Below are 26,583 nucleotides of genomic sequence, written 5' to 3'. Positions count from 1 at the left end.
TCGGGGCTGGGCAGCGGCTCAGATCCCCGCGCGAGCCATGGCCTCGCGGGTCAGCCTTTGTTTCAGTGCCTTTTCCTGCCGACCGATGCTTTCAAGCCAATCGTCAAAGATCATCTGACTGGTTTTTTCCTCTGTGAAGAGCAGATCCTCCGGGATCGACAGGCGCTGAGCCAATTCACTGAGGGTGCGTCTGAGCTCGGGGGAGCGATCCTTTCCTTCGCTCCAGCGTTCCTGGGCTTCCTGCAAATCGATCAGCAGGTCGACCTGTTCCTGGTACACGCGCGCGTTGGCTTCGATTTCTCCCGACCAGGTTTCACGCAAATAACGATCCCAGAAAAATTGGTCGAGCATCTGGTCGACCAGACCGCCATCGGCCTCGGCATCGAGAATCCTGTCGCCGGCCGCATCGATGGTTTCGTCGGTGACCCCGGCGATCGCACGGAATTTCATGGCCTCGGATTGCCAGGGCAGTTCAAGGCGTCTGGCCAGACCGGTTTCATAGGCCAGGTGGACTTCCACATCGTCAGCTGCGCCCTGGCGGGCCGCGATATCGGCCCGGGCAATCTCGTTGACTTGCCTGAGGCGCGCAGCACCTTTGGCCAGTGTCACCAGTCGGCGTTCAAGCTCATCGGGAGAACTGGAATAAGTGCGTGCTTCCGATTCCAGCACGCGTATTCCCATGCTGTTGAACAACTGGGCGCCGGCGTCTTCGCAACCTTCGGGGTCAGTCGACATCAGGAACAGTTCTTCGCGCAGCCGGGTATCGATGTTCATGGCGTCGATCATTCGCCAGACACGCTCGGTCAATTGATTCAGTGTCTCTCCACCCAGTTCGTAATCGGCAGAACGGGTCAGACCCTGCAGCACCTGGAAGAAGCCGTCGGAGCCGGGTTCACTCGCCAGGTCATGCCACGCTTCCGGACGAAGCGCCCCGATGCCGGGCGTTTCATCAGCCACTTCGGTGTCCATGGAAATCGGCCATTGCTCCAGCAAGTCTTCAGCAACGGTGGCGTAAGTGTGTGACGGACGCAGACCCACGGACGTGCGATAGCTTTCGTAAGTGGAGCGTGCCTGGCTGGCCATTTGTTCCAGACGAACACGCGTGCGGGCGATCAGGTAAGCCTCATCGGAGCCGGGCCGCACTTCGGGAATGTACCTGAGCGGGTTGTTGCCCAGATCAAGAAAGAACCCTCGGGGGCGGGGAACATCGAACAGGCCCAGCGGCCAGCTGTCGATCTGTGTATTGATCAGACTCAGGATCCGCAATCTCGGCATGCGCCCGACCGACAGGGGCATGCTGATTGGGTTGTTGTCCAGTCTCAGGGTTTCCAGGCGCGTCAGCGTGTTCAAAAGCTGAGTATTGGCAGGCGTCAGCTGCAACAGGTTGTTGTTCAGACGCAGGGTTTCCAGACGCTGCATCCGGTCGATGCCGGCGGGCAGGGTCCTGAGGTTGCAGTGTCTGGCACTCAATTGACGCAGTTGAGGGAAATCCTTCAGCAAGCCGTCGGCCGTTAAAGAAAAACTCTGGCCGTCCAGATTCAGTGTCGTGATCTGATCGAGCCAGGGTTTGAGGCCGTCCGGTAATTGCCCCCACCATTGCTGGAGGTCATGGGGCAGCATCTCTTTCGACAAGTCCAGCGCGTAGCCGCTCTCAAGGCTGATGCTGCGTTCCTGGAATACCTCGGACCTGCGTTCGAAGCACTCCACCAGACGCTCTGCAAGGAAGCGTCCGCCTTTGTGTTGATACTCCCACCAGGTTTGCGGGACGCCCATGTTCTCGAAGTCCACGGGGGCACCCTGGCTCCGGAACCTGAATGCCCAAGAGTCGAGTGTTTGCTTCAGCGTCGTGAGTTCACTTTCAAGCCGCGCGATTTTCCAGTGGGCATCGCCGGTGGCCTGCAATGACCGGGCGAACGTCGCCACTTCTGTTTCGCTGAAGTGCGGATAGAGATTTCCGACTTTTTCTTCCACGGTCAGCGGCGCCTTGGACAGCCTCGGTCCGCGCAACAGCAGCTCGGTTTCCAGCGGGATAACAGGACGGATCGGGGAGCGTGCCAGGATTGTCCTGCGTTCGGCTGGCGTTTCGGTGCAGAGCATCACCCATTGTCTGAACGATTGCCCCTGGCCCGTGCGATAGCCCAGTGCACGGCGTTTGCCTTCGGGCAGGGCGGCCAGTATGGAATCATAGAAGTCAGCAGCGTCGTGCAGTTTGTTGTTCTCACCGTCGCGTACCTCATAACGACCGTGTTCATCCCAGATCAATCTGCGCACTGTTGTGGCATCGTCCGGGCCGGCGCTGCTTCGCAACCGGCCGTCATGCGTGCCTTCGCGAACCTCTATGCGCAAGTCTGAGAACGTGTCGGTGTAGATCCTCAGCGCGCCGAGCGTGAGACGTTCGGTATCCGGCACCAGCCATGCCGGATCATGCAAGCCCTCGTTGGCCCGGGTGGCGAGTACCTCGAACGCGGTTTCCCGGGCCTGACTTTTCAGGCGCAAAGGGATGTGTTGCTGCTCGCTCATGATGCCGTGCTCGTCGGCTGTCGCCTCGTTTGTCAGCGATTCGGCGATTCGTGCCGACAAGGGAGGGAAATGGCGCTGGATCAACTGGGCCCCGGCATCGGTGGCCTGGTTTCTCAAGCGGTACTGGTAGTCGAAAATTTCGCTTTCGCGGGTTTGCACGGCGTCGGCCAATCGATTGCGCAAGACCTGTGCCCGCCGGGCTTTGGGATAGTCCCCGCCCAGCAGTGACTGCATGTCGGCGTCATCCAGGAACTCCACCACTCGCTCGGGCAAGCGGTTGTCCAATACGTCGTCAAGTCCGATGGACAGCGTCTGATGATCAAACGCAAGGGGGTTGCCGTATTGCCGGTAAGCGCCGGTCAGATCATTGTTTTGCCAGACTTTGACGGCCTTGTCGGCTGGCCAGCCAGGCATGTCGGTGATCATTCGGTCAAACCAGTGCGAATCCGGGGGAAGGGGCTCTGCGCTGCGAATGCGCTCGCCAAGCCCTTTTGTTTCCTCGCGGATACGGGTGCGGTTCAGCGTGTCCTCGAGCAGCGGCGGTGGCGGGCTGTTTTCCACATGCATCCGGCGCAACGCGTCGATCGGCGTGCCACTGATGCGACGTATCCTTTCCAGTTCGACATCACTGTAACCGTCGACCGAGTGCCCCAGACGTCGCATCAGTTGCGGGCCATCCCAGTCATGCGGGGTCTCTGCTTCGTGAGTCCAGGCCCCCGCACCGTTGTGCTTCAGCCGCGGGGAGTAAGCCTGCGGTCGGGAAGGGTGCTCGACACGGTATTGGCCGCTTTCGCGGTCGAACCTGACTGAATAGTGCCTGCCCTCCAGCGGCAGAATGGTCTTGCCGGCATGTTGGTGCAGACCCAGGGCATCCGGTCTGGCGCCCTCCGGCAAGGCCGGTTGCGACAGCTCGTACGGTTGGAGGTCCGGGTGCCACAACCGTGTGCTGCCATCGAACGAGCGTACGGCTTTCATGTTTTCAATCAGCGGCGAAAACTTCAGCAGAAACGGCCTGGCGACCACCGCACCACTGGCGAACGCCGCCAGTTGCAGGACGTCGTTGACCACTCCCACCACATGTTCCGCAGCCTCTTCCCAATGGCCCAGTGCCAGATCCACCGCCCCCTCGATGACTTCATTGGTCAATTGCCAGGCGGTGTAGCCGAGCATTGCCAGACCGACGACAGGCACAAAGGGTGCAGCCACCATCACCGCCACGTTCAGGATGTCCTGGACAATTGCGAAAGCGTTCGCCCACCAGTCTGCGCGAGCACTCTCGTCCGCATCGGCGGTAGGCACGGCGATGTTGCGCGCATCATTGAGGATTTTGTCGAGCTGGCGCTGATAGAGCGATTCCCACAAGGCGCCGCTGATCGGTATCGCACCGTATTGCAGGTTGGGATGGCTGACCGGTGTTTCGCGCCAGGAAGGACGTGAGTCTCCACGTTCGTGTGGATACCATTTCACATGCAGCAGACGCTGCTTGAGATCGGCAAAGAAATACCCGCGGTCCTTGTGATCGACGAATTGGCTGAAGAACTGCCAGTAGCTGCCTCCGGTGGAGGGCAGTGTGTCGTTCTTCTGCAACTGGCGAGTCAGCTCGGTCAGAAAGTCGAGGTGGGTGGCGTATTCTTTCAACGGATGTTCCGGGTCGTGCGGAACGTAAGCGATGATCCGTGACGAGGACAGCGGATGCCCGGGGTCGGGGCGCAGAATCAGGATGCCGGTCATCTTCAGATCCATGATGGTCAGCTCGCAAGCCTGCATCCGCTGCTGGCCGAGCCTGAGTGCCACCCGACCGTCGAGCAGGGCACGGATCAGCTGCGCGCCTTCACGGTCGATGTCTTTCTTTGCCAGCGCCACGCGTGCGGCCACCCGCAGCGCGGCCTTCTGGCTTTGCACGACCTGCGTCTTTACGTAACTGCGCGCTACCGGGTCGTCGTTCAACAGCATTTCCTGAAGATGTGCCTGATAAAGCCTGCCGATATCCAGTTCGCGACACAGCGTCTGGAATTGGGCCACGGTCATCAGTCGATCCAGTGGGGAAATGTCGTACTGATCGTTTACAAGTTGCATTTTGAGGACGAACGCGGAATTCGATGCGTAAGTTTCGTTATAGGCGAAGTTGTTCAGGGCAGCTTCGAGCAATGAAATTTTTCTTGAGGTTGAACCACTCAAAATATTTCTGACGTACCAAGGCGATCTGCTTTCGCGATACAGAATCAGAAATGTATTCCTGATATCGACGTCGATGCCGGTTTTCTCCCGCAAGCGTGTCCTCAATAACGGTTCGGCAAACGCGTGAATATCTTTCAGTCGGGCCAGTGCCTTGTCGGCAGCGTTGCGGGCTGCCCAGGCACTGCGATGGACGCTGGCCAGTCGCGGCTGCATCCAGTATTCACGACGCGGTTTTATATTTTTCAATACTTCGCCGTGATGCGGTTTCATATCGGTAAAAACCGGATCGATCCGCGATTTGATTAATTCGTAATGTTGCCCTTTGTATTCGGTTTTTGCAGTCATGGGTGCAGCCTTGAATAAGTCAGGAATGTTGAGCCTAACGTTCAAGTATGCGGAGGATTAGTTCAAAAGTTTGTTTCTCGAGTGCGAGCCAGACAGGGGAACGATTGAATATTGGAATGCATAAAACAAATAGTTATTGCCCCCGCAACTTCAGTCGGTGTTAAGCGATGGCAGGTTTGCCAGTGTCACCTGAGAAACGGGCGACGGCCGACATTGCGAGTCGCTGCCCGGTTGCAGATACGGCATCAGGATCGGCGCCATGCCCTTGAGCACCTGCACCGGCAGGGCCGAGGTGAATTTGAAGCTCTCCGCCGACCGCCCTGGAACGAACGCCGTGAGCGTGCCGAAATGGTGATCGCCGATGTAGAACACGAAGGTCGCGGTGCGGTTGATCGACTTGGAACTCAGAATGCGCCCGCCGGAACCAATGGCCTCGATTCGGTTGTCGCCTGTACCGGTTTTTCCGCCCATGGTCAGCGGTGTTCCATCGTTCAGTTTGAAACTGCCGGAAACACGTTTGGCCGTTCCCGAGTCCACCACTTGCGACAACGCTTCACGCATTGCCGTGGCGACTTCGGACGGCATCACCCGTTTACCGACATGAGGGTCGTTGACCAGTTTCGTTTCGTAAGGCGTGCCGGCGGCAAAGTGCAGGCTGTCGATGCGCAGGGTCGGCATGCGCACGCCGTCATTGAGGATGGTGCCGATCAGCTCGGCCAGCGCAGCGGGGCGGTCGCCGGAGCTGCCGATGGCGGTGGCCAGTGACGGCACCAGGTGATCGAACGGATAGCCGACTTTCTGCCAGCGCTGATGGATCTCGAGGAACGCCTCGATTTCCAGCATGGTGCGGATCCGACTGTCGCGGGCGCCTTTGTGCTTGCTCTTGAACAGCCAGCTGTAGACTTCCTGACGCTCGAACTGACTGGCCTTGACGATCTGGCTCCAGGTCGCGTCCGGGTGGTTGAGCAGGTAGCCGATCAGCCACAGGTCCAGCGGGTGGACCTTGGCGATGAAGCCCTGGTCCGGCAGGTCATAGGTACCGGGACCGTAGGCCAGATAAAGCCGTTCGAGGCGTTCGTCGGTGAGTTTTTCGGTGATTTTGACGCCCTTGAGGTGCGAGCGCACAAAAGTATTGAAGTCTTCCTGGCTGGCTTCGGGCAGCAGGTAACGGTGCACGGCGGCCATGCGGATCGGCGTCGGGCGCATGCTGTCGAGGAAGGTGTCGAGGCGGGCCTGGGTGTCCTTGTTCTTGTACTTCTTCCAGAACTTGAGCAGGAACGAGGTGCCTTCGCGGTCGGCGAACGAGGCGAGGTATTCCTGACGGCGCGGGTCGCGGTCGTCCTTGAGCAGTTCGGCGCTGTTGTTGGGGCCGGAGTAGGTGGTGTAGCGCACCAGATCGCGCATCAGGCGAATGAACGGCAGGTTGATCGACTCGCGCAGGGCATCGCGCAAGGTCGGCATGCGGCCGTTGTCTTCCTTGCGAAAGTTATGGAACACATGCAGCCCGCCACCGGTGAAAAACGCTTCACCGGGGCTGGCCGAGTATTTGCGGTCGAGGGCGGCGCCGAGCAGCTTCGACAGATCGTGATCCTTGTTCTGGATCAGGTAGTCGATCACCCACCGGCTCAGGCGATCCTGATCCGGCACGTCGATTTTTTTCAGTTCCGGCCCGGTCATGGCGCCGTATTTGTCATGCAGCTCCGCGATGATTTGCAGGTAGGTTGTCAGCACGCGCATCTTGGCGGTGGAGCCCAGTTCCAGCTTGCTGCCCTCGTTGATGTCGAACGGCTGATCGGTGCTGTCGGTCTGCACCCGCACGCGCGAGCCGTCCGGGGTCAGCTCGAACAGGGTGAAGCTGTAACGCACCTGTGTGGTGCTGGTGGGCGTCAGCAGGCGTTCACCCATCAGACCGACTTCGGTGGCGTAGGCCGGGTCGGCCAGTCGTTTCAGGTAGGCGGTGGCCTGGGTCTGCAGCTCGCCTTGCAAGGTGCTGGTAGCGGACAGGTCTAGACGGTCGAGGTCGTACAGCGGACGGTTGAGCATCGACGCCAACCGGCTGCGGGCGACGCTGATGCCTTTGTTGGTTTCGATCGGCTGAATGGTCGGCTGGGTCTGCCAGTCACGGTAGCTGATGGTGCTGGCCAGCGCCGCATCGGCGAGAGTGGCGTCGATCACACCGTTCTGCTTGAGCACGCGCAAGTGGCTGTTGGTCAGTTCGACCAGCTCTTCGCGGCCCTTGGTCAGGTAATGCGAAGGACGGCGCTGGGCGATCATCAGCGAGAGCATTTCGCGCAGGGCCAGGCCCTTGTCCGCCATGCTCTTCGGATCGGTTTCAGTGCTCGAGAGTTTGCGGTTGGCCTCGTTGAAATCGGCGCCATACCAGACCCGCAGGCCCTCGGCCATGCCGTGTACTTCGCCATGCCCCGGCACCGCCGACAGCGGCACGCTGTTGAGGTAATCACGAATGATGTTCTGCCGCGCCTGCAAGGTGTCCGGGCCGCCCTGGTAGGCGCGCACGCTGGCGGAAATCATCTGGCGGATCTTCTCCGCACCGGACACCGTCAGGCCATCGGGCGAGTGACGATATTTCTCAAGTTGCGTCGCCAGGGTACTGCCACCGGCCGACTGCCCCGGCAAGTGCAGCAACTTGGCGACTTGCGACCACGCGGCCATGCCGAAGCGCGGCCAGTCCACCGCCGGGTTGGCCAAGGGTTGCTTTGGGTCGAGCAGAAAGCGGTTTTCGATGAACAACAGGCTGTTGACTACCACCGGCGGGATTGTGTCGAAACTCGAATACAGCTGCTGGGGGTAGTTGTACTGATACAGCGGTGCGGCGCGGCAATCGGTGATCGACAACCCGGCCTGGATCTTTTCGGAATAGGGCACGAACAGGCCCTTGTCGGTGTAGTTGAGCAGGGCCGGGGAGAAACGCGTCTGTTCGGTGATCACGTAGTTGCGCTTGATCAGCCGTGGCAGGAACTCGTCCAGCGAGCTGTAGCCCAGACGCAGGTCGAACGGCCCGTTGCCCGGATAGCGGATGGCGTCGCTGGGGCCCGGTTGCAATTCGTACTTGAGTTTGGCGGCGTACTGGCTGAGCTCGCGGGACTGAAATCGCGAGGTGCGCATTTCCTTCATCGCAGCCAGACCCACGACAATCGCGATGATCACCAACAGGAGCCAGAAAGCCTTCCACCCATGCCGGTTACGACGGGGTTTTTCAGGGACAGGCGCTTCATCCACACGTTCAGTCGGAACCACTTTTTCACTCGAATCGGTTTGCCACAAAGCGCCCATAGTCGATTGATCCATTCACGCAGATTGATCGGACTTGTCTGAAGCTTAGTCGGTGGTTGGCGTGGGTGAAAAAATTGTGAAGAGGGCACCCTGAACAAATCTGCAAATCCGGCTGCCACCCTCCGGCAAGTGATTGCAAGCCTGAAAGGGCCGGAACAGAGAGGTCTTGAGGTCGATGCGACTTTGGTCGCGGCATGACGCTGCACCATTGCTGTGCAATACTCGGCGCCCATTTGCGCGGTGAATAATCCTCAAAATGCAGGACGATTTGTCTCGTAAGCCGCGTATTTGACGAGGTTTACGTCTGAATCAGATGCCTTATAGAGTGAAAAAACCTGTCGCAAGCTTTTTATACTGCACGCCCCGCTGATCCCGCAGGTTGCTTCTGCGGGACGGTCCTGCCCACGAAGCAGGGCCGGTTTTGACCCAGGCGCAGGCTTATCGGCCGACGCTTGAACACTCGGTGGTCACATCCAATAACAAGACGAGGAAGTCCCCCATGCCAGTCGGCAATCCCCCGCCCCATGGCGAAACCGCTCAAGGCGGCCCGCTCAAACGCGAACTCGGTGAACGGCATATTCGCCTGATGGCGCTCGGCGCCTGCATCGGTGTCGGCCTGTTTCTCGGTTCGGCCAAGGCCATCGAAATGGCCGGCCCGGCGATCATGCTGTCTTACATCATCGGCGGTCTGGCGATCCTGGTGATCATGCGCGCACTCGGCGAAATGGCCGTGCACAACCCGGTCGCCGGCTCCTTCAGCCGTTATGCACAGGATTACCTCGGCCCGCTGGCGGGCTTTCTGACCGGCTGGAACTACTGGTTCCTGTGGCTGGTGACCTGCGTCGCCGAAATCACGGCGGTGGCGGTGTACATGGGTATCTGGTTTCCCGATGTGCCGCGCTGGATCTGGGCGCTGGCGGCACTGGTCAGCATGGGTTCGATCAACCTGATCGCGGTGAAGGCCTTCGGTGAATTCGAGTTCTGGTTCGCCCTGATCAAGATCGTCACCATCATCGCCATGGTGCTCGGCGGCATCGGCATCATCGCTTTCGGCTTCGGCAACGACGGTGTGGCGCTGGGGATTTCCAATCTGTGGGCCCACGGCGGCTTCATGCCCAACGGCGTGACGGGCGTGTTGATGTCCCTGCAAATGGTGATGTTCGCCTACCTCGGTGTGGAAATGATCGGCCTGACCGCCGGCGAAGCGAAGAACCCGCACAAGACCATCCCGAATGCGATCGGCTCGGTGTTCTGGCGCATCCTGCTGTTCTATGTCGGCGCACTGTTCGTGATTCTGTCGATCTATCCGTGGAACGAAATCGGCACCCAGGGCAGTCCGTTCGTGATGACCTTTGAACGTCTGGGCATCAAGACTGCCGCCGGCATCATCAACTTCGTGGTGATCACCGCCGCGCTGTCGTCTTGCAACGGCGGCATCTTCAGTACCGGGCGCATGCTCTACAGCCTGGCGCAGAACGGCCAGGCGCCGGCCGGCTTCGCTCGCACCTCGGGCAACGGCGTACCGCGTCGGGCATTGCTGCTGTCGATCTTCGCCCTGCTGCTGGGCGTGCTGCTGAATTATCTGGTGCCGGAAAAGGTCTTCGTCTGGGTGACTTCGATTGCTACCTTCGGCGCGATCTGGACCTGGGTGATGATCCTGCTGGCCCAGTTGAAATTCCGCAAAGGCCTGAGCGCCAGCGAACGTGCAGGTCTCAAGTACAAGATGTGGCTGTTCCCGGTCAGCTCGTATCTGGCGCTGGCGTTCCTGGTGCTGGTGGTCGGCCTGATGGCGTATTTCCCGGACACTCGCGTGGCGCTGTATGTAGGCCCGGCGTTCCTGGTCCTGCTGACCGTTCTGTTCTACGTGTTCAAGTTGCAACCAAAGGATTCGGTACAGGGCGCGATGCGTTCGGCTTCGTAATTCGTTGTCGCTGAAACCTGAAAGCCCCGGCCGAAAGTCCGGGGCTTTTTCATGGGGCGAAGTGATGCCGCTGGTCTGAAAGCGCCGCAAAAAACGACTTCTGATTCAGAGTCATGTTCGAAGGTTTATCTACGTCGTTTCCAGCGCAGCCGTGAACAGAGGCGCAGGTATGAGGATCAGCGATTTTCTCGTACGAGAACTCGGCCGCCGTCAGGTCGTGTTGTTCTTTCTGCTCGCCACGATGCTGTACATCCTGCCGCTGATCCTCGTCGACTTTCCCTACATCGACGACAACTGGCGCACCCTCGCTGCCGGCAATGCCTGGGCGCGGCAGGGGCGGTTGTTCATGGACTGGTTTTATCAAGCGCTGACTTTCACTGGCGCTGCGCCGAACATTTTCCCGTTGCCGCTGTTGCTCGCCACGGTGGCCATGTCGTTCGCGCTGACCCGGCTGACCTTCCACTATTTCCCCGAACCGACGCTGGCCTGTTGTCTGGTGCCGTTGCCGCTCTGGTACAACCCGTTCCTGTTGCAGAACCTGTCCTATCAATACGACGGGGCCGGCATGGCGCTGAGTCTGGTCGCGGTGATCTACGCGATCACGTTTGGCGGCGCTTCACGCATTCAGCGCTGGCTGGTGCCGTCGGTGTTGCTGGCGCTGGCGATCGGGTTGTATCAGATCAGCCTGAATGTGTTTCTCGGGTTGTGCTGCGTGGAATTGCTGCGCAATGTTCATCGGCGAGTGCCGTGGGGTGAACTCTGGTGCCGGTCAGGCTGGCGGCTGGCGCAGCTGGTGCTGGGCGTGTCGATCTACGCGGTCACGGCCTATCCGTTCACGGATTCCACACGCACCGAATTGCTCAACCTCAGTGCTGATCCACTGCTGCAGATCAGCATCAATGTTGGCCGGGTCATGGAGAAGGTGGCGCTGCTGTTTCACAGTGGCTACACAGCAGTGTTCGTCGTATTACTTCTGTGCGCATTGTTCGGTGGTGTACGGATGGGACGGCAAATTTGCCTGCGCCAGGAACCACCCGCAAAGGGCCTGCTCCTGAGCTGTGGCTGTCTGCTGACTTTGCCGCTGGTTGTGCTGCTGATACCGGGGATGACGCTGCTGTTTCGCGACTTCAATGAAGGTGCGCGTACCCTGATGGGGTTCGGCGTGCTGCTGATGTTGCTGTTCTATCTGGCCTGTACCGGATTGACGTCGCTGCACTCGCGGCTGCCCCTGTTGTTGGCGATTCCGCTTTTGGCCACGTTGTCGCTGTCCTTCGCTTACGGGCGAGTACTGACGATGGAAAAGACCTTCGCCAACAGTGCTCTCTACAGCCTCAGTCACGACATTTCTTCCCATCGCGAACTGCGCGACGCCAAACGGATTTATATGTCGGTCACTTACTCCGATCGCTGGCTGGCAAGTGCGACGGGCACGTTCAAACAGTTACCGGTACTGCGTTATCTGCTGAATATCGACTACTTCATGCTCGCGGAAAACCTGCCGTCGACCGGCATCACCAACGTGGTTGCCGAGCGCGAGCGGCGCAACGCTACCCGCGTCGGCTATCAGGGGTTTCCAGCCTTGGTTGATCGACTCTATTACCGCATCTATCTGATCGGTGATTACGGTTTCATCGTCATGAAGGAGCCGCCCCATGGCCGCTTGCTGCAATGGTGACCGTCGGTCTGAAACCACCCCCCTCCTGTAATTTCTGACAGTAGACCCTGCTCACGCTCTGTCCTAGCTTGAAGCACTCGACGGTTGCCGCGACAGCAAGGATTGGCGATGAGAATCTTGTGGAAAGGGTTTTCCGCACAAACGGCCATCGGCCTCGGCGGCATGTTGATTCACTGGCAGATTTTTTTCGTGTTGACCAGCGCCGTTCAGGCGACTCAGTCGGCAAGTAACTTCGCCGCGTTTTGTATCGCCGCCGCCTTCTCGTTTTACATGAACGCGCTCTACACATTCGAGACTGGAACGTCAGTGCTGGCCTATCTGGGCTTCATGAGCGTGATGGGCGTTTTGAGTTATGGCACAGGTGAGTTCGGTGATGCGCGGAATTTGCCGGGACTGGCGACGGTGTCCGTGTTTTCGCTGTTGAATCTGTTGCTGGGGTACTGCTTTTTCCGGTTTGTGCTGTTTCGGCGGCGTCAGACATGAAAAGCCTTGCGAGCGTTGCGGCCTCCGCGGGGTTCACTTCCTTGAGGATCGACAGACTGGCCCTTCTGGCGGTTGTATTCCTCGCCCTGATCGTGCGGTTTTACGCCATTGATGTGCCGAGTATCTGGTATGACGAGGCCTACAGTCTGTTGCTCGCACGCGAAACGCCGGCGCGCATTTTGGCACTGACTGCGCTGGATGTTCATCCTCCACTGTATTACGTGCTGCTGAATTACTGGGTGATGTTGTGGGGGGAGGGAGCACTGCCGGCCCGGGCGATGAGTGCGCTGGCGGATGTGGGAACGCTGTTGTTGTGTGTCAGGTTGATGAGCCTGATTTCCACGCGCCGGGCCACCTGGATTGCTGCGTTGCTGCTGGCGTTGCTGCCGTTATCCGCCGGCTACAGTCAGGAGGCCCGAATGTACACCCTGCTGGGGTTTTGGCTGATTGGCGCAACGATGGCTCTGGTGTGTTGGACTCGGGCACCCGAAAAAAAACGGTTTGCGATTTCCTATGTTTTATTGATGGCTGCTGCGTTCTATACGCATTACTTTGCGTTCCTGTGCGTGGCCATTCATTGGCTTTTCTGGTGGAAAACGTGCTCCGAACTTCAAGACAAGGCAATTGGGGGGCGTGCCTGGATTCTGGCTAACGGCATGATCGTTCTACTGTATGTGCCCTGGCTGCCTGTACTGACTGATCAACTGCTCAGCCGACCGGATTTCGGCTGGATAGCGCCGCTCACCTGGCAATCGGTATTTACCCTCATATGGCAAATAACCGGTACGAGCGAGTCAGTAAGCTGGGCGACATGGTGGCGAGTCTGGCCGTCTGTTTTTATCATCGCCTGCGCGTTTACCGTACTGATGCAACATCGTGACTCACGACGGTATGCCTGGCTTTTGGTGGGATATTTCTTTATCCCATTACTGTTTTTGCTAGCGATTTCCCTGGTGAAACCAGCGTTTATCCTCCGCTACTTTTACTTTGCAGCTATCGCGCTTCCATTGATCGTTGCGGTGGCTATTGATAAGTGGTGGCATCGTCGACGGACACTTGCCTTGCTGCTCATGGCAGCGTTTCTACTGGGCGAACTCCAGGGAATGGCAGACCTCTCCAGGCGTCGAAACAACAGTGCAGAGATGGAGGCACTGGCGATTGCCTTGAATGCCCAGAGCCGTTCAGGCGACGAGATCGTGTTTGACAATCTGTATTGGTATTTTCCGTTCGCGAACTACAACAAAACGGGCATATCACCAAAGATTTTTGTAGGGATGACAAGTGTACGGCTTTCCGGATATCCGGATCGTTCGGGATGGGCGCTGATCCCGGCACCGCAACAATCAATGCTGATTGATGATGATTCGATAAGGGCGCTGGATGCAAAACGAGTGTGGTGGGTCGCGCACAAATCGAATGCCAAAGATCTCTCTTTGTTCTCGAACCAATGGATCAAGATTCGGAGCCTTGACGGAGGTGATATCGAAGCCCGCTTGTTTGTTCACAAGTGAGGGCCTGCCGGCGTGGACAGGCCATGAATCATTCAAGCAGCTACGACTTCCTGCGGTTCAAAACTGTCCGCCCGCGCCATCTGCCACATCCGCGAATAGAACTCGCCGTTCACTTCCCCGGTGAGCAACTCCCCCGGTTTCAGGAACACGTGCAGCTGTGAAAACAGTTTGATCTCGGTCGCCGACATGCGCCGTACCAAATGCTTGGCCGAGAGTTGCGACGGATGATCGAGGCCGGCGGCGGCGAGCATTTCCGCCAGCGCCTTGAGCGTATTGCGGTGAAAGTTGTAGACCCGCTGGGCCTTGTCCGGCACCACCAGCGCACGCTGGCGCAGGGTGTCCTGAGTGGCGACGCCGGTCGGACATTTGTTGGTGTGGCAGCTTTGCGACTGGATGCAGCCGATGGCGAACATGAAGCCGCGCGCCGAGTTGGCCCAGTCGGCGCCGATGGCGAGCACGCTGGCAATGTCGAAGGCGCTGACGATCTTGCCGCTGGCGCCGAGCTTGATCTTGTCGCGCAGATTCAGCCCCACCAGGGTGTTGTGAACAAACAGCAGGCCTTCGCGCATCGGCACGCCGATGTGGTCGGTGAACTCCACCGGGGCGGCGCCGGTGCCGCCTTCCTTGCCGTCGACCACGATGAAGTCCGGCAGGATGCCGGTCTCCAGCATGGCCTTGGCGATGCCCATGAACTCCCACGGATGGCCGAGGCAGAACTTGAAGCCCACCGGTTTGCCGCCGGACAGTTCACGCAGCTGCTGGATGAAATGCATCATCTCGATCGGTGTGGAGAACGCGCTGTGGCGCGACGGCGAGATGCAGTCTTCGCCCATCAGGATGCCGCGGGTGTCGGCGATTTCCTGGGTCACTTTGTGCTTGGGCAGAATTCCGCCGTGGCCCGGTTTGGCGCCCTGGCTCATCTTGATTTCGATCATCCGCACCTGCGGGGTCTGCGCCTGGGCGGCGAAACGTTCCGGGTCGAAACGGCCGTCGCTGGTGCGGCAGCCGAAATAGCCGCTGCCCAGTTCCCAGGTCAGGTCGCCGCCGTGTTCGCGGTGATAGGGGCTGATGCTGCCTTCGCCGGTGTCGTGAGCGAAGTTGCCGAGTTTGGCGCCCTGGTTCAGCGCGCGGATCGCGTTGGCGCTGAGGGAGCCAAAACTCATGGCCGAGATGTTGAACACCGATGCCGAGTAAGGCTGGGTGCACTGCGGGCCACCGACGGTGACGCGAAAGCTGCTCGGGTCGCTCAACGGTGCCGGGCGCATCGAATGACCGATGAATTCGAAGCCGGATTGGTAGACGTCGATCAGGGTGCCGAACGGCTTGTCGGCGGTTTCATTCTTCGCTCGCGAATACACCAGCGAACGCTGGGCGCGAGAGAAGGGCAGGGCGTCGCTGTCGGATTCCAGCAGGTACTGGCGGATTTCCGGGCGAATCCCCTCGACCAGATAACGGATGTTGCCCAGGATCGGGTAATTGCGGCGCACCGCGTGCGGGCTCTGCATCAGGTCGAACAGACCGATCAGGCTCAATACGCCGGTGACGGCGGTGATCGGCCACAGCCAGTCGTGTTCGAGAAAGGGCAGGCTGGCGAGGGTGAAAATCACGCAGACGGCAAAGAAGGCGTAGCGGCTCAGGAGTGACAGGCTCATACGGTTTCCTTGGTTCGGACTTGGATTGTTCAGCGCCGCAGATCCCTGTGGGAGCGAGCTTGCTCGCGATAGCGGTGGGCCAGTCAACGCATAAGTCGGTTATGGCGGCCCTTTCGCGAGCAAGCTCGCTCCCACAGAAAAGCTCACAGCGCTGTATCAGGCGTTCTGCGCCTGCAGAAAGATCGAAAACAGCTCCGACTGGGATTTGATCCCCAGCTTGCTGTACATGTGTTTCTTATGGACTTTCACGGTTTCAACAGAGATTTCCAGCTTACGGGCGATTTCTTTACTGGAGCAACCGCTGAGCATCAGGCGCCCGACGTCCAGCTCCCGGGCGGTCAGCTGAGCGCCCTTGAGTTGCTGCACCGACGCTTCGAGCTGCACCCGCCAGTCCGGTTGCGCAGGCGCCGGGGCGAGGGCCACGGTTTCGTTGATTTCATAGGGCAGGCGCTGGCGCAACAGGCCGAGCACCCACGGCTGGATCAGCGACAGCAGGGCAATCTGCTCGCCGGTGAAGCGCTGCTGGCTGCCCAGTGACAGACACAGCGTGCGGTCGCCTTCGAGCTGGCAATTGAACTGGATTTCGTCGGCCACCACATTCAGACGAAAGTATCGCTGGTAATACTCGGTCAGTTCGAAGTGCTCCGGCGCGACCTCCGACAGGCGATACAACCCGGTGCGCGATTGCTCGCGGCAGGCGATGTAGAACGGATCGAGCAGGTACAACCCGCGCAGATAATCCTGAAACAGCTGGTCGGGACTGCCGTCGGCACCGGGGCATTCGGCGAACACCTGCGGGTGACGGTCGGCGCTGAACAGCAGCGCCACCCAGCTATCGAACGTGACGTACTGGTCGAGCAGGCGCACCAGTTGCGCCCAGAAATTCGGCTTGTCGAGGGCGTCGATCAACTGCCCGACGGCGCGGTGCCAGTTGATGTCGTCAAACGAAACAGTCATGCCTCTACCCCTATCGGGTTACCCCGGCCGCGTAATTCCCTGGCCGGTCGAATGCGAAGCATACTGGCCCACAGACAGCCGCCGGGCAATCTTTCCGCCCCCGGCGCTCATCACAAGGACTCCCCATGAAAGTCGAACTCGCCCAACTGGCGGGCCGTGACAAAGACACGGCGTACAACCTCGAACGCGCCCTCGCCGCGATTGCGGCCTGCGCCACCGACACGCAATTGATCGTGTTCCCCGAGACCCACCTGATGGGCTTCCCGACCGCTGACACCGTGGCGCAGGTCGCCGAACCGGTCGACGGCCCGACCGTCAGCGCCGTGCAGGCCGCCGCCCGTGAACGCAACCTGGCGGTGGTGATCGGCATGGCCGAGAACGATGACGGCCGCTTCTACAACACCACGCTGCTGATCACTCCCGAAGGTATCGCCCTGAAATACCGCAAGACCCACCTCTGGGCGTCGGATCGTGGTGTGTTCGAAGCGGGTGACCGATATGCAACGTGTTTGTGGAACGGTGTGCGGGTCGGTCTGCTGATCTGTTACGACATCGAGTTCCCGGAATCGGCCCGCGCCCTGGCGCAACTGGGTGCGCAGATGTTGATCGTGACCAACGGCAACATGGACCCGTACGGCCCGACCCACCGCACTGCGATCATGGCCCGGGCTCAGGAAAACCAGGCGTTTGCATTGATGGTCAACCGCGTGGAAGCCGGGGATGACGGGTTGATGTTTGCCGGCGGCAGTGCGCTGGTGGATCCGCTGGGAACGGTGCTGTTCGAGGCCGGGCGTGAGGAGGGGCGGTTCAGCGTTGAGCTGGATTTCGACCAGTTGGCGCTGGCGCGCAAGGATTATCGCTATCTGGATGATCAGCGATTGAAGTTGCCGGGGGAGGTGGTCGAGCACGCCTCGGGAGTACGAGAGCTGCTGATCCCTTGACCCGTTGTACCCGATCGTTCCCACGCTCTGCGTAGGAATGCCTCCATGGACGCTCTGCGTCCGCTCTTGGGACGCAGAGCGTCCCGGGCTGCATTCCCACGCGGAGCGTGGGAACGATCAGCAACACCCGAAACATTCGCCGAACTCGGCCTCTGCCATAAATCCAATAAAATCCGGAGTAAGTCGCCCATGGCTCGTTTGCAACGCACCCTTTCGCTGGGGTCGGTGGTGCTGTTCGGCATCGCCTACATGACGCCGATCATTGTCCTCGGCACGTTCGGCATCCTCGCCCAGTCCACCGCCGGCATGGTGCCCGCCGCGTATCTGGCGGCGCTGGTGGCGATGTTTTTCACCGCCATGAGTTATGGCCGCATGGCCGCCGCGTTCCCGGTGGCGGGCTCGGCCTACAGCTACGTGCGCAAGGCCATCAGCCCGAAACTCGGCTTCATCGCCGGGTGGGCGGTGCTGCTCGATTATCTGTTTCTGCCGATGGCGATCTGGCTGATCGGCGCCGCATACCTCGCGTCGGCCTTCCCGTCGATCCCGCAGTGGATCTGGGTGCTGGCGTTCATCGGCATCACCAGCGCGATCAACATCATCGGCCTGAAACTGGCCAACGGCATCAACGCCTTGCTGATGCTGGTGCAGTTCCTGGTGCTGATCGCCTTTGTCGCGCTGTGCGTGCACTACGTCGGTGGCGATGCCAGCACGCCGCTGTGGTCGATCAAACCGTTCTTCAATGGCGACATGCAGATGCCGCTGATCATGAGCGGGGCCGCCATCGCCTGCTACTCGTTTCTCGGTTTCGACGCGGTCAGCACCCTCACCGAAGAAACCCGTGATCCACGCCGCACCATTCCTCGGGCAATCATGTTGATCACCCTGATCGGCGGGCTGATTTTCGTCGGCGTATCGTACTTCGTGCAGATCGCCCATCCATCGTTCCAGTTCGACAGCGTCGACTCGGCGGCCTACGAAATTGCGCGCAATATCGGTGACGACCTGTTCGTGTCGATCTTCCTGATCGGCCTGATCGTCGGTCAGTTCGCCTCGGGCCTGTCGGCGCAGGCCAGCGGTTCGCGGTTGTTGTTTGCGATGGGCCGTGACGGTGTGCTGCCCAAGTCGTTTTTCGGCACCTTGCACGAGCGCTTCGGTACGCCGGTCAACAGCATCCTGCTGTGTGCGGTGGTGGCTTTGCTGGCGCTGAAGCTCGACGTGACCACCTCGACTTCGTTCATCAACTTCGGCGCGTTCCTGGCGTTCAGCCTGGTCAATCTGTCGGTGATTTTTCACTACTGGATCGGCGGCGAGAAAAAAGGCCTGCGCGAGCTGATGCTGTTTCTGGTCTTCCCGTTCATCGGCCTGGCGGCGGACTTGTGGCTGATGGTCAGCCTCGATCACCTGGCGCTGTATCTGGGCCTGAGCTGGCTGGCGATTGGTGTGGTGTATCTGGCGGTGCTGACCGGCGGGTTCCGTCGTCAGCCGCCGGAAATGGATTTCCAGGAAGCGGCCTGACGTGCGGTCGAGCCTTTGCCTCACGAGCGGCAAGCGTGTGATCCTTGCCGTTTTTGAGTCATAGGCTTTTCGTTCATGTCGACCGCAAACAGTTCCACGATCCGCATCGCTGCCGCGCTGCTGCTCAACTCCGACGGCCAGACCCTGCTGGTGCGCAAGCGCGACACCACGGCGTTCATGCAGCCCGGCGGCAAAATCGAAGCCCATGAGCTGCCGGTGCATGCGCTGGCCCGTGAGCTGGAAGAAGAACTGGGACTGCTGATCGATCCGGCGCAGGCGAGTTTTCTCGGCCAGTTCTCGGCACCCGCCGCCAACGAGCCGGGATTCGTCGTGCAGGCCGAGATCTTTCAGCTGACCATCGACGCCAGGGTATCTCCGGCCGCCGAGATCGAAGAGGTGATCTGGATCGACCCGGCCACCGACGGCAATGTCGTTCTCGCCCCATTGACACGTGACCTGATCCTGCCGTTTTATCGAGCCTCGCTGACCGCGATCGCCTGATCATTCGTGCAAAGGACTTCGTCATGATCCCGCTTCAAGACCTGCTGATTTTTGCCGCCGCCGCGCTGCTGATGGTACTGACGCCGGGGCCGAACATGATCTACCTGATCTCCCGTTCGATCTGTCAGGGCCGCAAGGCCGGGGTCACGTCGCTGGTGGGCGTGGTGGCCGGGTTCTTCGTGCATATGTTCGCGGCGGCAGCCGGTTTGACGGCGGTGTTTCTCGCGGTCCCGATGGCTTATGAGGTGTTGAAGTGGGCCGGCGCGCTGTACCTGTTGTGGCTGGCCTGGCAGGCAGTGAAACCCGGCGCACGCTCGCCATTCGAGGTGCAGGCATTGCCGGCGGACTCGTCGCGCAAGCTCATCACCATGGGGTTTCTCACCAGCGCGCTGAACCCGAAAATCGCGGTGTTCTACCTCTCGGTGTTTCCGCAGTTCATCACGCCGGAGCACGGCTCGGTGTTCAGCCAGAGCATCATTCTCGGCCTGACCCAGATCAGCGTCAGTTTCAGCGTCAACCTGTTGATCGCCCTGTCGGCGGCCGGTATCGCGTCGTGGTTCGTCAACAACCCGACCTGGCTGGCGGTGCAGCGTTATTTCATGGGCTTTGTGCTGGGCGCACTGGCCGTGCGGCTGATGCTTGAACAACGCAAGGCCGCCTGAACATGTGGATCGAACGGCTCGACGCCAGTCATGCGTTGGCCTATCGCGAATTGATGCTGGAAGCCTATGACCGGCATCCGCAAGCGTTCACTTCCAGTGTGCGCGAGCGCGCAGTGATGCCGCTGAGCTGGTGGGAATCACGGCTGACCAGCAAGCTCGACGCGGTGTTTGGGGCGTTCGAAGGCAGTCGGCTGGCGGGCATTGTCGGCCTGGCGTTCGAGCCTCGGGAGAAGGCCCGGCATAAGGCAACGGTGTTCGGCATGTATGTGTCGGCCGGGTTTCGTCAACGAGGCCTGGGACTGAAATTGATGGAGGCCGTGCTGGAGGAAGCGCAGCAGCATCCGGCACTGAAAGTCATTCAACTGACCGTCACCGCCGGCAATGAAGCCGCATTCAAACTGTACCAGCGCTGCGGTTTCATCCAGTTTGGTCTGGAGCCGATGGCGGTGCGGGTCGGTGAGGAATATTTCGACAAGATCCATATGTGGTGTGAATCTCGCTGAAGTCCTGGTCGGACTTTCGTGGCGAGGGAACTTGCTCCTGCGGGGCTGCGAAGCGGCCTTTATTGCGCATAGTCACGGTCTGACGGAAGACCACATGTTCACGTTTTCCTGTAGAGGAATCGGAATTTCCCAACGCGAACTGCATGGCCTGCCAATACTCGCCCCCCCACCAAGCCATGGAGAACTTTCGACAGGTACTCAACCGCCCTGATGAATTGCCTGGCTTTGATGACCTGGCAGGTAATTAATGCCCCCCACTTATTTCACCCGCATTGCTGCGGGCTGTGGGGAGGTTAACCTTGACGGTCCCTTTTTCCTGCCGGAGCTGGTTAATTAACGCGTTCCCGCGTCCTGCATCTCCTAAACTCTGAATTGAAAAAAATCAGCTGCGGTAGTTATTTGATATCCACCGACATCCTCATCTCCAAGTTGAATTTGCACGCTTTTTATTCCCTTCCCGGAAAATGATATCGGATGATAGGAAATCGACTCCTGTGCCTGCGCAATGGTAGTGTGGAGTAGCGTTTCCTGTGCATCATAAAATCTTATCGAATAAGAATCATACGGGCGACCAGTGCCTCCCCTGCTTATCGCGAACCAAAAACTCACGTAAGAGTAAGTAGAGTTAAATGTATATTTCACTCCTCCATTTTCTACGCATAATGAGCTCTCTTCGTTTTTTCCGGGAGAGTGAGCCCAAGTTGCACTTAGAATTCCGCTATTCAGGGGTAAACTGTGAGGCAAAAGTGTTATTTCTCCGCTGGGGATCGTATATGTAATATCGGGTTGAAATAAGACTCTTTCATTTCCAAAGTCTTCACTCAGTACTTCATTGGTATTCATTGGTAGCGCTCCTTTGCAGGCTCAGCCCCTTACCGGAATGGCAGCAGGCATGCACCATTGAGCGCCGTCGGTAGAAAGTTGCGCACCTGTCAACTTTGACAGTCCAGACGAGTGGTCAAGGCTTGCGCAACGTCTGCTGACGTAGGACATAAATCGGCGGTTCGGGTCGGTGAGGACTACTTCGACAAGATCCATATGTGGTGCGCGCTTTTCGTGCCAACCGCCAGCCTCAACGAACCGCGCTGACCCCATCCAGCGTCGAGAACGAGGTGTCCTTGGCCGTCAGCAGGAAATCGCGCATATACGGCGCGTCCAGCATGTCGGCGCGGATCGCCGCGTACAGCGTTGCAAACAAGCCTTTCTCGCCCAGCCGCTTACCCTTCACGTAGCCCCGCGAGCTGTATTCATGCAGTGCCCAGTGCGGCATGCCGCACACACCACGGCCGCTGGCCACCAGTTGCATCATCATCACCGTCAGCTCTGAGGTGCGCACCTGCGCCGGTTCGATGTCGGCCGGTTCGAGGAAGCGAGTGAAGATATCGAGACGATCCCGTTCCACCGGATAAGTGATCAGGGTTTCGCTCAGCAGATCTTCGGGGACGATGTACGGTTTGCTCGCCAATGCGTGCTGGTTGGCGACTGCGAGCATGGCTTCGTAGGTGAACAGCGGCACGTAGGTGATGCCGGCGATTTCCAGCGGATCGGACGTCACCACCAGATCCAGATCGCCACGAGCCAGCGCCGGCAGCGGGGCAAAGGAGAAACCCGAAGCGAGGTCGAGTTCGACTTCCGGCCAGGCATCGCGGAACTGATCGATGGTCGGCATCAGCCACTGGAAACAGCTGTGGCATTCGATGGCCATGTGCAGACGCCCGGCGGTGCCCCCGGCCAGACGCCCGATGTCGCGTTCGGCGGCGCGCAGCAGCGGCAGTGTCGCGTCGGCCAGTTGCAGCAGGCGCAGGCCGGCGCTGGTGAAGCGTACGGGTTTGGTCTTGCGCACGAACAGCGGCATGCCCATGCGCTCTTCCAGTTCCTTGAACTGGTGGGACAGCGCCGACTGGGTCAGGTGCAGGCGATCGGCCGCATCCACCAGGCTGTCGGCTTCGCGCAGGGCGTGCAGGGTTTTCAGGTGACGGATCTCAAGCACCGCAGGCTCCATGAGTAAAATTTGTGATCAACACGAAAAGGTTGAGTTTGTCTCATGTTGCCCTGGCTGTCGACAATGGCGCCATCTTTTACGCAATGGAGAACATTCGACATGGCCGTGGCTCACACTCTGGGTTTCCCGCGCATTGGCGCCGACCGCGAACTGAAAAAAGCCCTCGAAGCCTATTGGAAAGGCGATCTCGATCAGGCGTCCCTGAACCAGGTCGGCCGTGAGCTGCGCGCCAGGCACTGGCAATTGCAGAAAGACGCCGGCATCGACCTGCTGCCGGTCGGCGACTTTGCCTGGTACGACCAGGTGCTGACCCACTCGCTGACTTTCGGTGTGATCCCCGAGCGCTTCGACGGGGTGCGCGACGAGCGTGGCCTGCCGACGCTCGACACGCTGTTCGCCATGGCCCGTGGCGCCACGGCGTCCTGTTGCGGTGCTGAGCACGGCAAGACCCGATACGCACAGGAACTGACCAAGTGGTTCGACACCAACTACCACTACCTGGTCCCGGAGTTCAGCGCAGACCAGCAGTTCAAGCTGAGCTGGGAACAGCTGTTTGATGAAGTCGAAGAAGCCAAGGCCCTCGGTCACAACGTCAAACCGGTGATCATCGGCCCGCTGACTTATCTGTGGCTGGGCAAGGTCAAAGGCAACGACTTCGACAAGCTCGACCTGCTCGAGCGCCTGCTGCCGGTGTACAACGACATCCTCGGCCGTCTCGCCACACAGGGCGTGGAGTGGGTGCAGATCGACGAACCGATCCTCACCCTCGACCTGCCGCAAGCCTGGAAAAGTGCCTTCGAACGCGCCTATCACATCCTTCAGTACTCGCCGCTGAAGAAACTGGTGGCGACCTATTTCAGTGGCCTGCAAGACAACCTCGGCCTGGCCGTCGGCTTGCCGGTGCAGGGCTTGCACATCGACGCCGTGCGGGCGCCGGATCAGCTCGGTCAGGTGCTGGATCGCCTGCCGACCTACAAGATTCTTTCGGTAGGCCTGGTCAACGGCCGCAACGTCTGGCGCTGCGAACTGGAGCAGGCACTGGCGCAGTTGCAACCGGCGCAGGAGCGCTTTGGCGACAACCTGTGGGTCAGCAGTTCCTGCTCGTTGCTGCACAGCCCGGTGGATGTCGAGCGCGAAGACAAGCTCGACCCGGAACTGAAAAGCTGGCTGGCATTCGCCGTGCAGAAGTGCAGCGAAATCTCTGTGTTACGTGATGCGCTGAACGATCCGCAAGCGCCGAAAGTGCAAAGCGCGCTGGCCGAAAGCCGCGCGATTCAAGAGCGTCGCGCCCGCTCGCCGCGTATTCATAAACCCGCCGTGCAGGCGCGGATCGAAGCGATCAACGCCAGCGACAGCCAGCGTCATTCGCCGTTCGCCAAACGCATCGCCGCGCAACAGGCGCGTCTGAAATTGCCGGCGTTCCCGACCACCACCATCGGTTCGTTCCCGCAGACCGGGTCGATTCGTCTGGCCCGTCAGGCGTTCAAGCAGGGCAAACTGTCGGCCAACGATTACCACGATGCGATGCGCAGCGAAATCCGCCACGCGGTGCAGGTGCAGGAACGTCTGGGCCTGGATGTGCTGGTGCACGGTGAGGCCGAGCGCAATGACATGGTCGAGTACTTTGCCGAGCAACTGGACGGCTATCTGATCACCCGTTTCGGCTGGGTCCAGAGCTACGGCTCCCGTTGCGTCAAACCAGCGGTGATTTATGGCGATCTGTCCCGTCCGAACCCCATGACCGTGGACTGGATCACCTACGCCCAGAGCCTGACCGACAAGGTCATGAAAGGCATGCTGACCGGCCCTGTGACCATGCTGATGTGGTCGTTCCCCCGCGAAGATGTGTCGCGCAAGGTCCAGGCGCAACAACTGGCGCTGGCCCTGCGTGACGAGGTGGTGGATCTGGAAAACGCCGGGATCAGGATCGTGCAGATCGACGAAGCCGCGTTCCGCGAAGGCTTGCCGCTGCGCCGCGCACAGTGGCAGGAATACCTCGACTGGGCGGTGGAAGCGTTCCGCCTGACCGCCTCGGGCGTAAAGGACGAAACCCAGATTCACACCCACATGTGCTACAGCGAATTCAACGACGTGATCAAGGCGATTGCCGACATGGATGCCGATGTGATCACCATCGAAACCTCGCGCTCGGACATGGAATTGCTTGAGGCCTTTGAAGCGTTCGACTACCCGAACGACATCGGCCCGGGCGTCTATGACATCCACTCGCCGCGAGTGCCGGACACAGCGGAAATGGTCAAGCTGATGAGCAAGGCCGTGAAACGGATTCCGGCAGCGCGGTTGTGGGTCAACCCCGATTGTGGCCTGAAGACCCGCGCCTGGCCTGAGACCGAGGCGGCGCTGGTCAACATGGTCGCGGCGGCGCGACAGTTGCGCAGTCAGTTGGCGTAACGCAACACCGAATGAAGAGTGGCGACCGCTCGGCACTCTTCATCAAACTGTCATCGAACTGTGGCAGCGCGCTTGAACAAACTTCATCAGACTCGCGCTCTACTGGGGTTCTGCGTTTCGGTGTTTTTCATGTTCAAGGGAATTTTTGCAATCGCGGCGTTGTTGGCCGCGGTTTTTTTCGTTCCGGCGTCTTCTGCGGCGTCGCGTTGCGACGTCAATGTACCGACCGAGCGGGTCGATCTGGAGCAGGTGAGCCTGGCGTACCAGAGCATCGGCCGTGGGTCGGATCCGGCGCTGCTGCTGGTGATGGGGCTGGGCGGGCAGTTGATCCACTGGCCGGATGAAGTGGTGGTTGCGCTGTGTCAGCAGGGCTTTCGGGTGATCCGTTATGACAACCGCGATGTCGGTCTTTCGACCTGGCGCCAGGCGCCGGCCGACGCCAACCTGACCTTTGAAGTGCTGCGCTACAAACTCGGGTTGCCGGTGGCGGCGCCTTACAGCCTGACCGACATGGCCGACGATGCGCTGGGGCTGATGGACGCGTTGCACGTCGAGCAATTCCATGTGCTCGGCGCGAGCATGGGCGGGATGATCGCCCAGCACATGGCGGCGATGGCACCGCAACGGGTCGAGAGCCTGACGCTGATCATGACCAGCTCCGGTGCCGAAGGGCTGCCGGCGCCGAGCGCGGCACTGGTGCAATTGCTGGCTCGACGTGGTGCTCCCAATCGCCAGATCGCACTGGAGCAACAGGCGGATCTGCTGGCGGCGCTGGGCAGCCCTTCAGTCAGTGATGATCGCCAGGCGTTGCTGCATCAGGCGGCGCTGTCCTATGACCGGGCGTTCAACCCTGAAGGCGTGAAGCGCCAGATCATGGCGATCCTCGCCGAACCGAGCCGGGTGGCGTTGCTCAATCAACTGCGGGTCCCGACGCTGGTGGTGCATGGCACGGCGGATCCGCTGCTGCCGGTGATGCACGGCGTGCATCTGGCGGCGCACATTCGCGGCAGTCAGTTGCGCTTGATTCCGGGGCTGGCGCACCGCTTTCAGGAAGCGTTCAAGGAGCCGTTGCTGGCGGCGGTGTTGCCGTATCTGCGCGAGCATCGCGAAGACACGTCGCACTGGGCGCAGATCGAACCGGTGGCAGAGCACAACCTGCTTTGACTCAGGCGTGAAGCCGTACCCACACCGACACCAGCACCGTCGCCGCCATCAGCCACGCCACCGCCGCGACCGCCAGCGAAGCTTCGAGGCGCATGCGGTCGACCATCACGTACAGCGTCGCCAGATACACGAAGTACGGGATGATCGACCACATACCGAAGACGATGGTGGTCTTCAGGTCGTCGATCGAACGGCCCTTGCCGACGATGTAGTGGGCGATCAGGGCGAAGGTCGGGAACAGCGGCACCAGCCCGGCGATGTAGTAGTTTTTGGTCTTGGCCAGCATGGCGAGGATCACCACCACTGCCGCGCCGAGCATTGCCTTGAAAATCAGATCCACGTCGTTC

Annotated in this window: 18 protein-coding genes; 11 read left to right on the top strand and 7 right to left on the bottom strand. The window is 59.9% G+C overall.

The genetic code is table 11. From position 1 onward, the window contains the following. Window positions 1-18: 18 nt before the first annotated feature. The gene (locus tag CAF79_RS19875) at window positions 19-5,043 is read right to left on the bottom strand and encodes an NEL-type E3 ubiquitin ligase domain-containing protein (RefSeq protein ID WP_085699755.1); all 5,025 of its coding nucleotides are present in this window, start codon (window positions 5,041-5,043) and stop codon (window positions 19-21) included. 150 nt (window positions 5,044-5,193) lie between these two features. Beyond that, on the bottom strand, window positions 5,194-8,337 hold the full coding sequence (locus CAF79_RS19870; RefSeq protein ID WP_085699753.1) for a transglycosylase domain-containing protein: 3,144 nt from the start codon (window positions 8,335-8,337) through the stop codon (window positions 5,194-5,196). A gap of 499 nt (window positions 8,338-8,836) precedes the next feature. Between CAF79_RS19870 and CAF79_RS19865 the strand changes: the two genes are divergently transcribed. The 4 genes from CAF79_RS19865 to CAF79_RS19850 all read left to right on the top strand — a co-directional run bounded on the left by CAF79_RS19865 (window position 8,837) and on the right by CAF79_RS19850 (window position 13,927). Further along, on the top strand, window positions 8,837-10,258 hold the full coding sequence (locus CAF79_RS19865) for an amino acid permease (RefSeq protein ID WP_085699751.1): 1,422 nt from the start codon (window positions 8,837-8,839) through the stop codon (window positions 10,256-10,258). A 169-nt stretch (window positions 10,259-10,427) separates the two neighbouring features. Next, complete coding sequence (locus tag CAF79_RS19860; RefSeq protein WP_085699749.1) at window positions 10,428-11,933, top strand: glucosyltransferase domain-containing protein; 1,506 nt, start codon at window positions 10,428-10,430, stop codon at window positions 11,931-11,933. 84 nt (window positions 11,934-12,017) lie between these two features. Continuing rightward, window positions 12,018-12,416 (top strand): GtrA family protein, encoded by a 399-nt coding sequence (locus tag CAF79_RS19855; protein ID WP_326491537.1) that lies wholly within the window; start codon window positions 12,018-12,020, stop codon window positions 12,414-12,416. Then, window positions 12,413-13,927: a glycosyltransferase family 39 protein gene (locus tag CAF79_RS19850; protein WP_085699744.1), complete on the top strand. Its 1,515-nt coding sequence runs from the start codon at window positions 12,413-12,415 to the stop codon at window positions 13,925-13,927. Before CAF79_RS19855 ends, CAF79_RS19850 begins: the two co-directional genes overlap by 4 nt. A 32-nt stretch (window positions 13,928-13,959) precedes the next feature. Here the strand turns inward: CAF79_RS19850 and CAF79_RS19845 are convergent, their stop codons facing one another. Both CAF79_RS19845 and CAF79_RS19840 read right to left on the bottom strand, forming a co-directional pair. Next, window positions 13,960-15,579 (bottom strand): FMN-binding glutamate synthase family protein, encoded by a 1,620-nt coding sequence (locus CAF79_RS19845; RefSeq protein ID WP_085699741.1) that lies wholly within the window; start codon window positions 15,577-15,579, stop codon window positions 13,960-13,962. Between the two features lie 156 nt (window positions 15,580-15,735). After that, entirely contained in the window at window positions 15,736-16,536 is an 801-nt protein-coding gene (locus CAF79_RS19840; protein WP_085699739.1) for a LuxR C-terminal-related transcriptional regulator, read from the bottom strand. A gap of 125 nt (window positions 16,537-16,661) precedes the next feature. On the opposite strand from CAF79_RS19840, the gene CAF79_RS19835 reads away from it, so the two are divergent. From CAF79_RS19835 to CAF79_RS19810, 5 genes are all read left to right on the top strand, one after another. Then, entirely contained in the window at window positions 16,662-17,477 is an 816-nt protein-coding gene (locus CAF79_RS19835) for a carbon-nitrogen hydrolase family protein (RefSeq protein ID WP_085699737.1), read from the top strand. Window positions 17,478-17,666: 189 nt separating this feature from the next. Then, window positions 17,667-18,992: an APC family permease gene (locus tag CAF79_RS19825; RefSeq protein WP_085699733.1), complete on the top strand. Its 1,326-nt coding sequence runs from the start codon at window positions 17,667-17,669 to the stop codon at window positions 18,990-18,992. A gap of 75 nt (window positions 18,993-19,067) precedes the next feature. After that, window positions 19,068-19,493, top strand: a complete 426-nt coding sequence (locus CAF79_RS19820; RefSeq protein ID WP_085699731.1) for an NUDIX domain-containing protein — start codon at window positions 19,068-19,070, stop codon at window positions 19,491-19,493. 23 nt (window positions 19,494-19,516) lie between these two features. Then, window positions 19,517-20,155, top strand: coding sequence for a LysE family translocator (locus tag CAF79_RS19815; protein WP_085699729.1), 639 nt, complete (start codon window positions 19,517-19,519; stop codon window positions 20,153-20,155). A 2-nt stretch (window positions 20,156-20,157) separates the two neighbouring features. Continuing rightward, window positions 20,158-20,658 carry a GNAT family N-acetyltransferase gene (locus CAF79_RS19810; RefSeq protein WP_085699727.1) on the top strand — a complete coding sequence of 167 codons (501 nt, stop codon included), beginning with the start codon at window positions 20,158-20,160 and terminating at the stop codon, window positions 20,656-20,658. A gap of 360 nt (window positions 20,659-21,018) precedes the next feature. On the opposite strand, the gene CAF79_RS28945 is transcribed toward CAF79_RS19810, so the two are convergent. Both CAF79_RS28945 and metR read right to left on the bottom strand, forming a co-directional pair. Further along, window positions 21,019-21,501, bottom strand: coding sequence for a hypothetical protein (locus CAF79_RS28945; RefSeq protein WP_139832616.1), 483 nt, complete (start codon window positions 21,499-21,501; stop codon window positions 21,019-21,021). 229 nt (window positions 21,502-21,730) lie between these two features. Beyond that, window positions 21,731-22,648 (bottom strand): transcriptional regulator MetR, encoded by a 918-nt coding sequence (gene metR / locus CAF79_RS19805; RefSeq protein WP_085699725.1) that lies wholly within the window; start codon window positions 22,646-22,648, stop codon window positions 21,731-21,733. A gap of 111 nt (window positions 22,649-22,759) precedes the next feature. Here metR and metE point away from each other — a divergent pair, with 111 nt between their 5' ends. Further along, window positions 22,760-25,072 (top strand): 5-methyltetrahydropteroyltriglutamate--homocysteine S-methyltransferase, encoded by a 2,313-nt coding sequence (metE, locus tag CAF79_RS19800; RefSeq protein ID WP_085699723.1) that lies wholly within the window; start codon window positions 22,760-22,762, stop codon window positions 25,070-25,072. Between the two features lie 129 nt (window positions 25,073-25,201). Then, a complete protein-coding gene (locus CAF79_RS19795) occupies window positions 25,202-26,236 on the top strand; it encodes an alpha/beta fold hydrolase (RefSeq protein WP_085699721.1) in 1,035 nt (344 codons plus the stop codon). Window position 26,237: 1 nt separating this feature from the next. Here the strand turns inward: CAF79_RS19795 and CAF79_RS19790 are convergent, their stop codons facing one another. Next, entirely contained in the window at window positions 26,238-26,567 is a 330-nt protein-coding gene (locus tag CAF79_RS19790) for a GlpM family protein (protein WP_162831789.1), read from the bottom strand. Between the last annotated feature and the right edge of the window lie 16 nt (window positions 26,568-26,583).

This window comes from Pseudomonas sp. B26(2017) (assembly GCF_002113045.1).
Classification (GTDB): domain Bacteria; phylum Pseudomonadota; class Gammaproteobacteria; order Pseudomonadales; family Pseudomonadaceae; genus Aquipseudomonas.
This window is presented reverse-complemented; position numbering and strand designations above follow the sequence as displayed.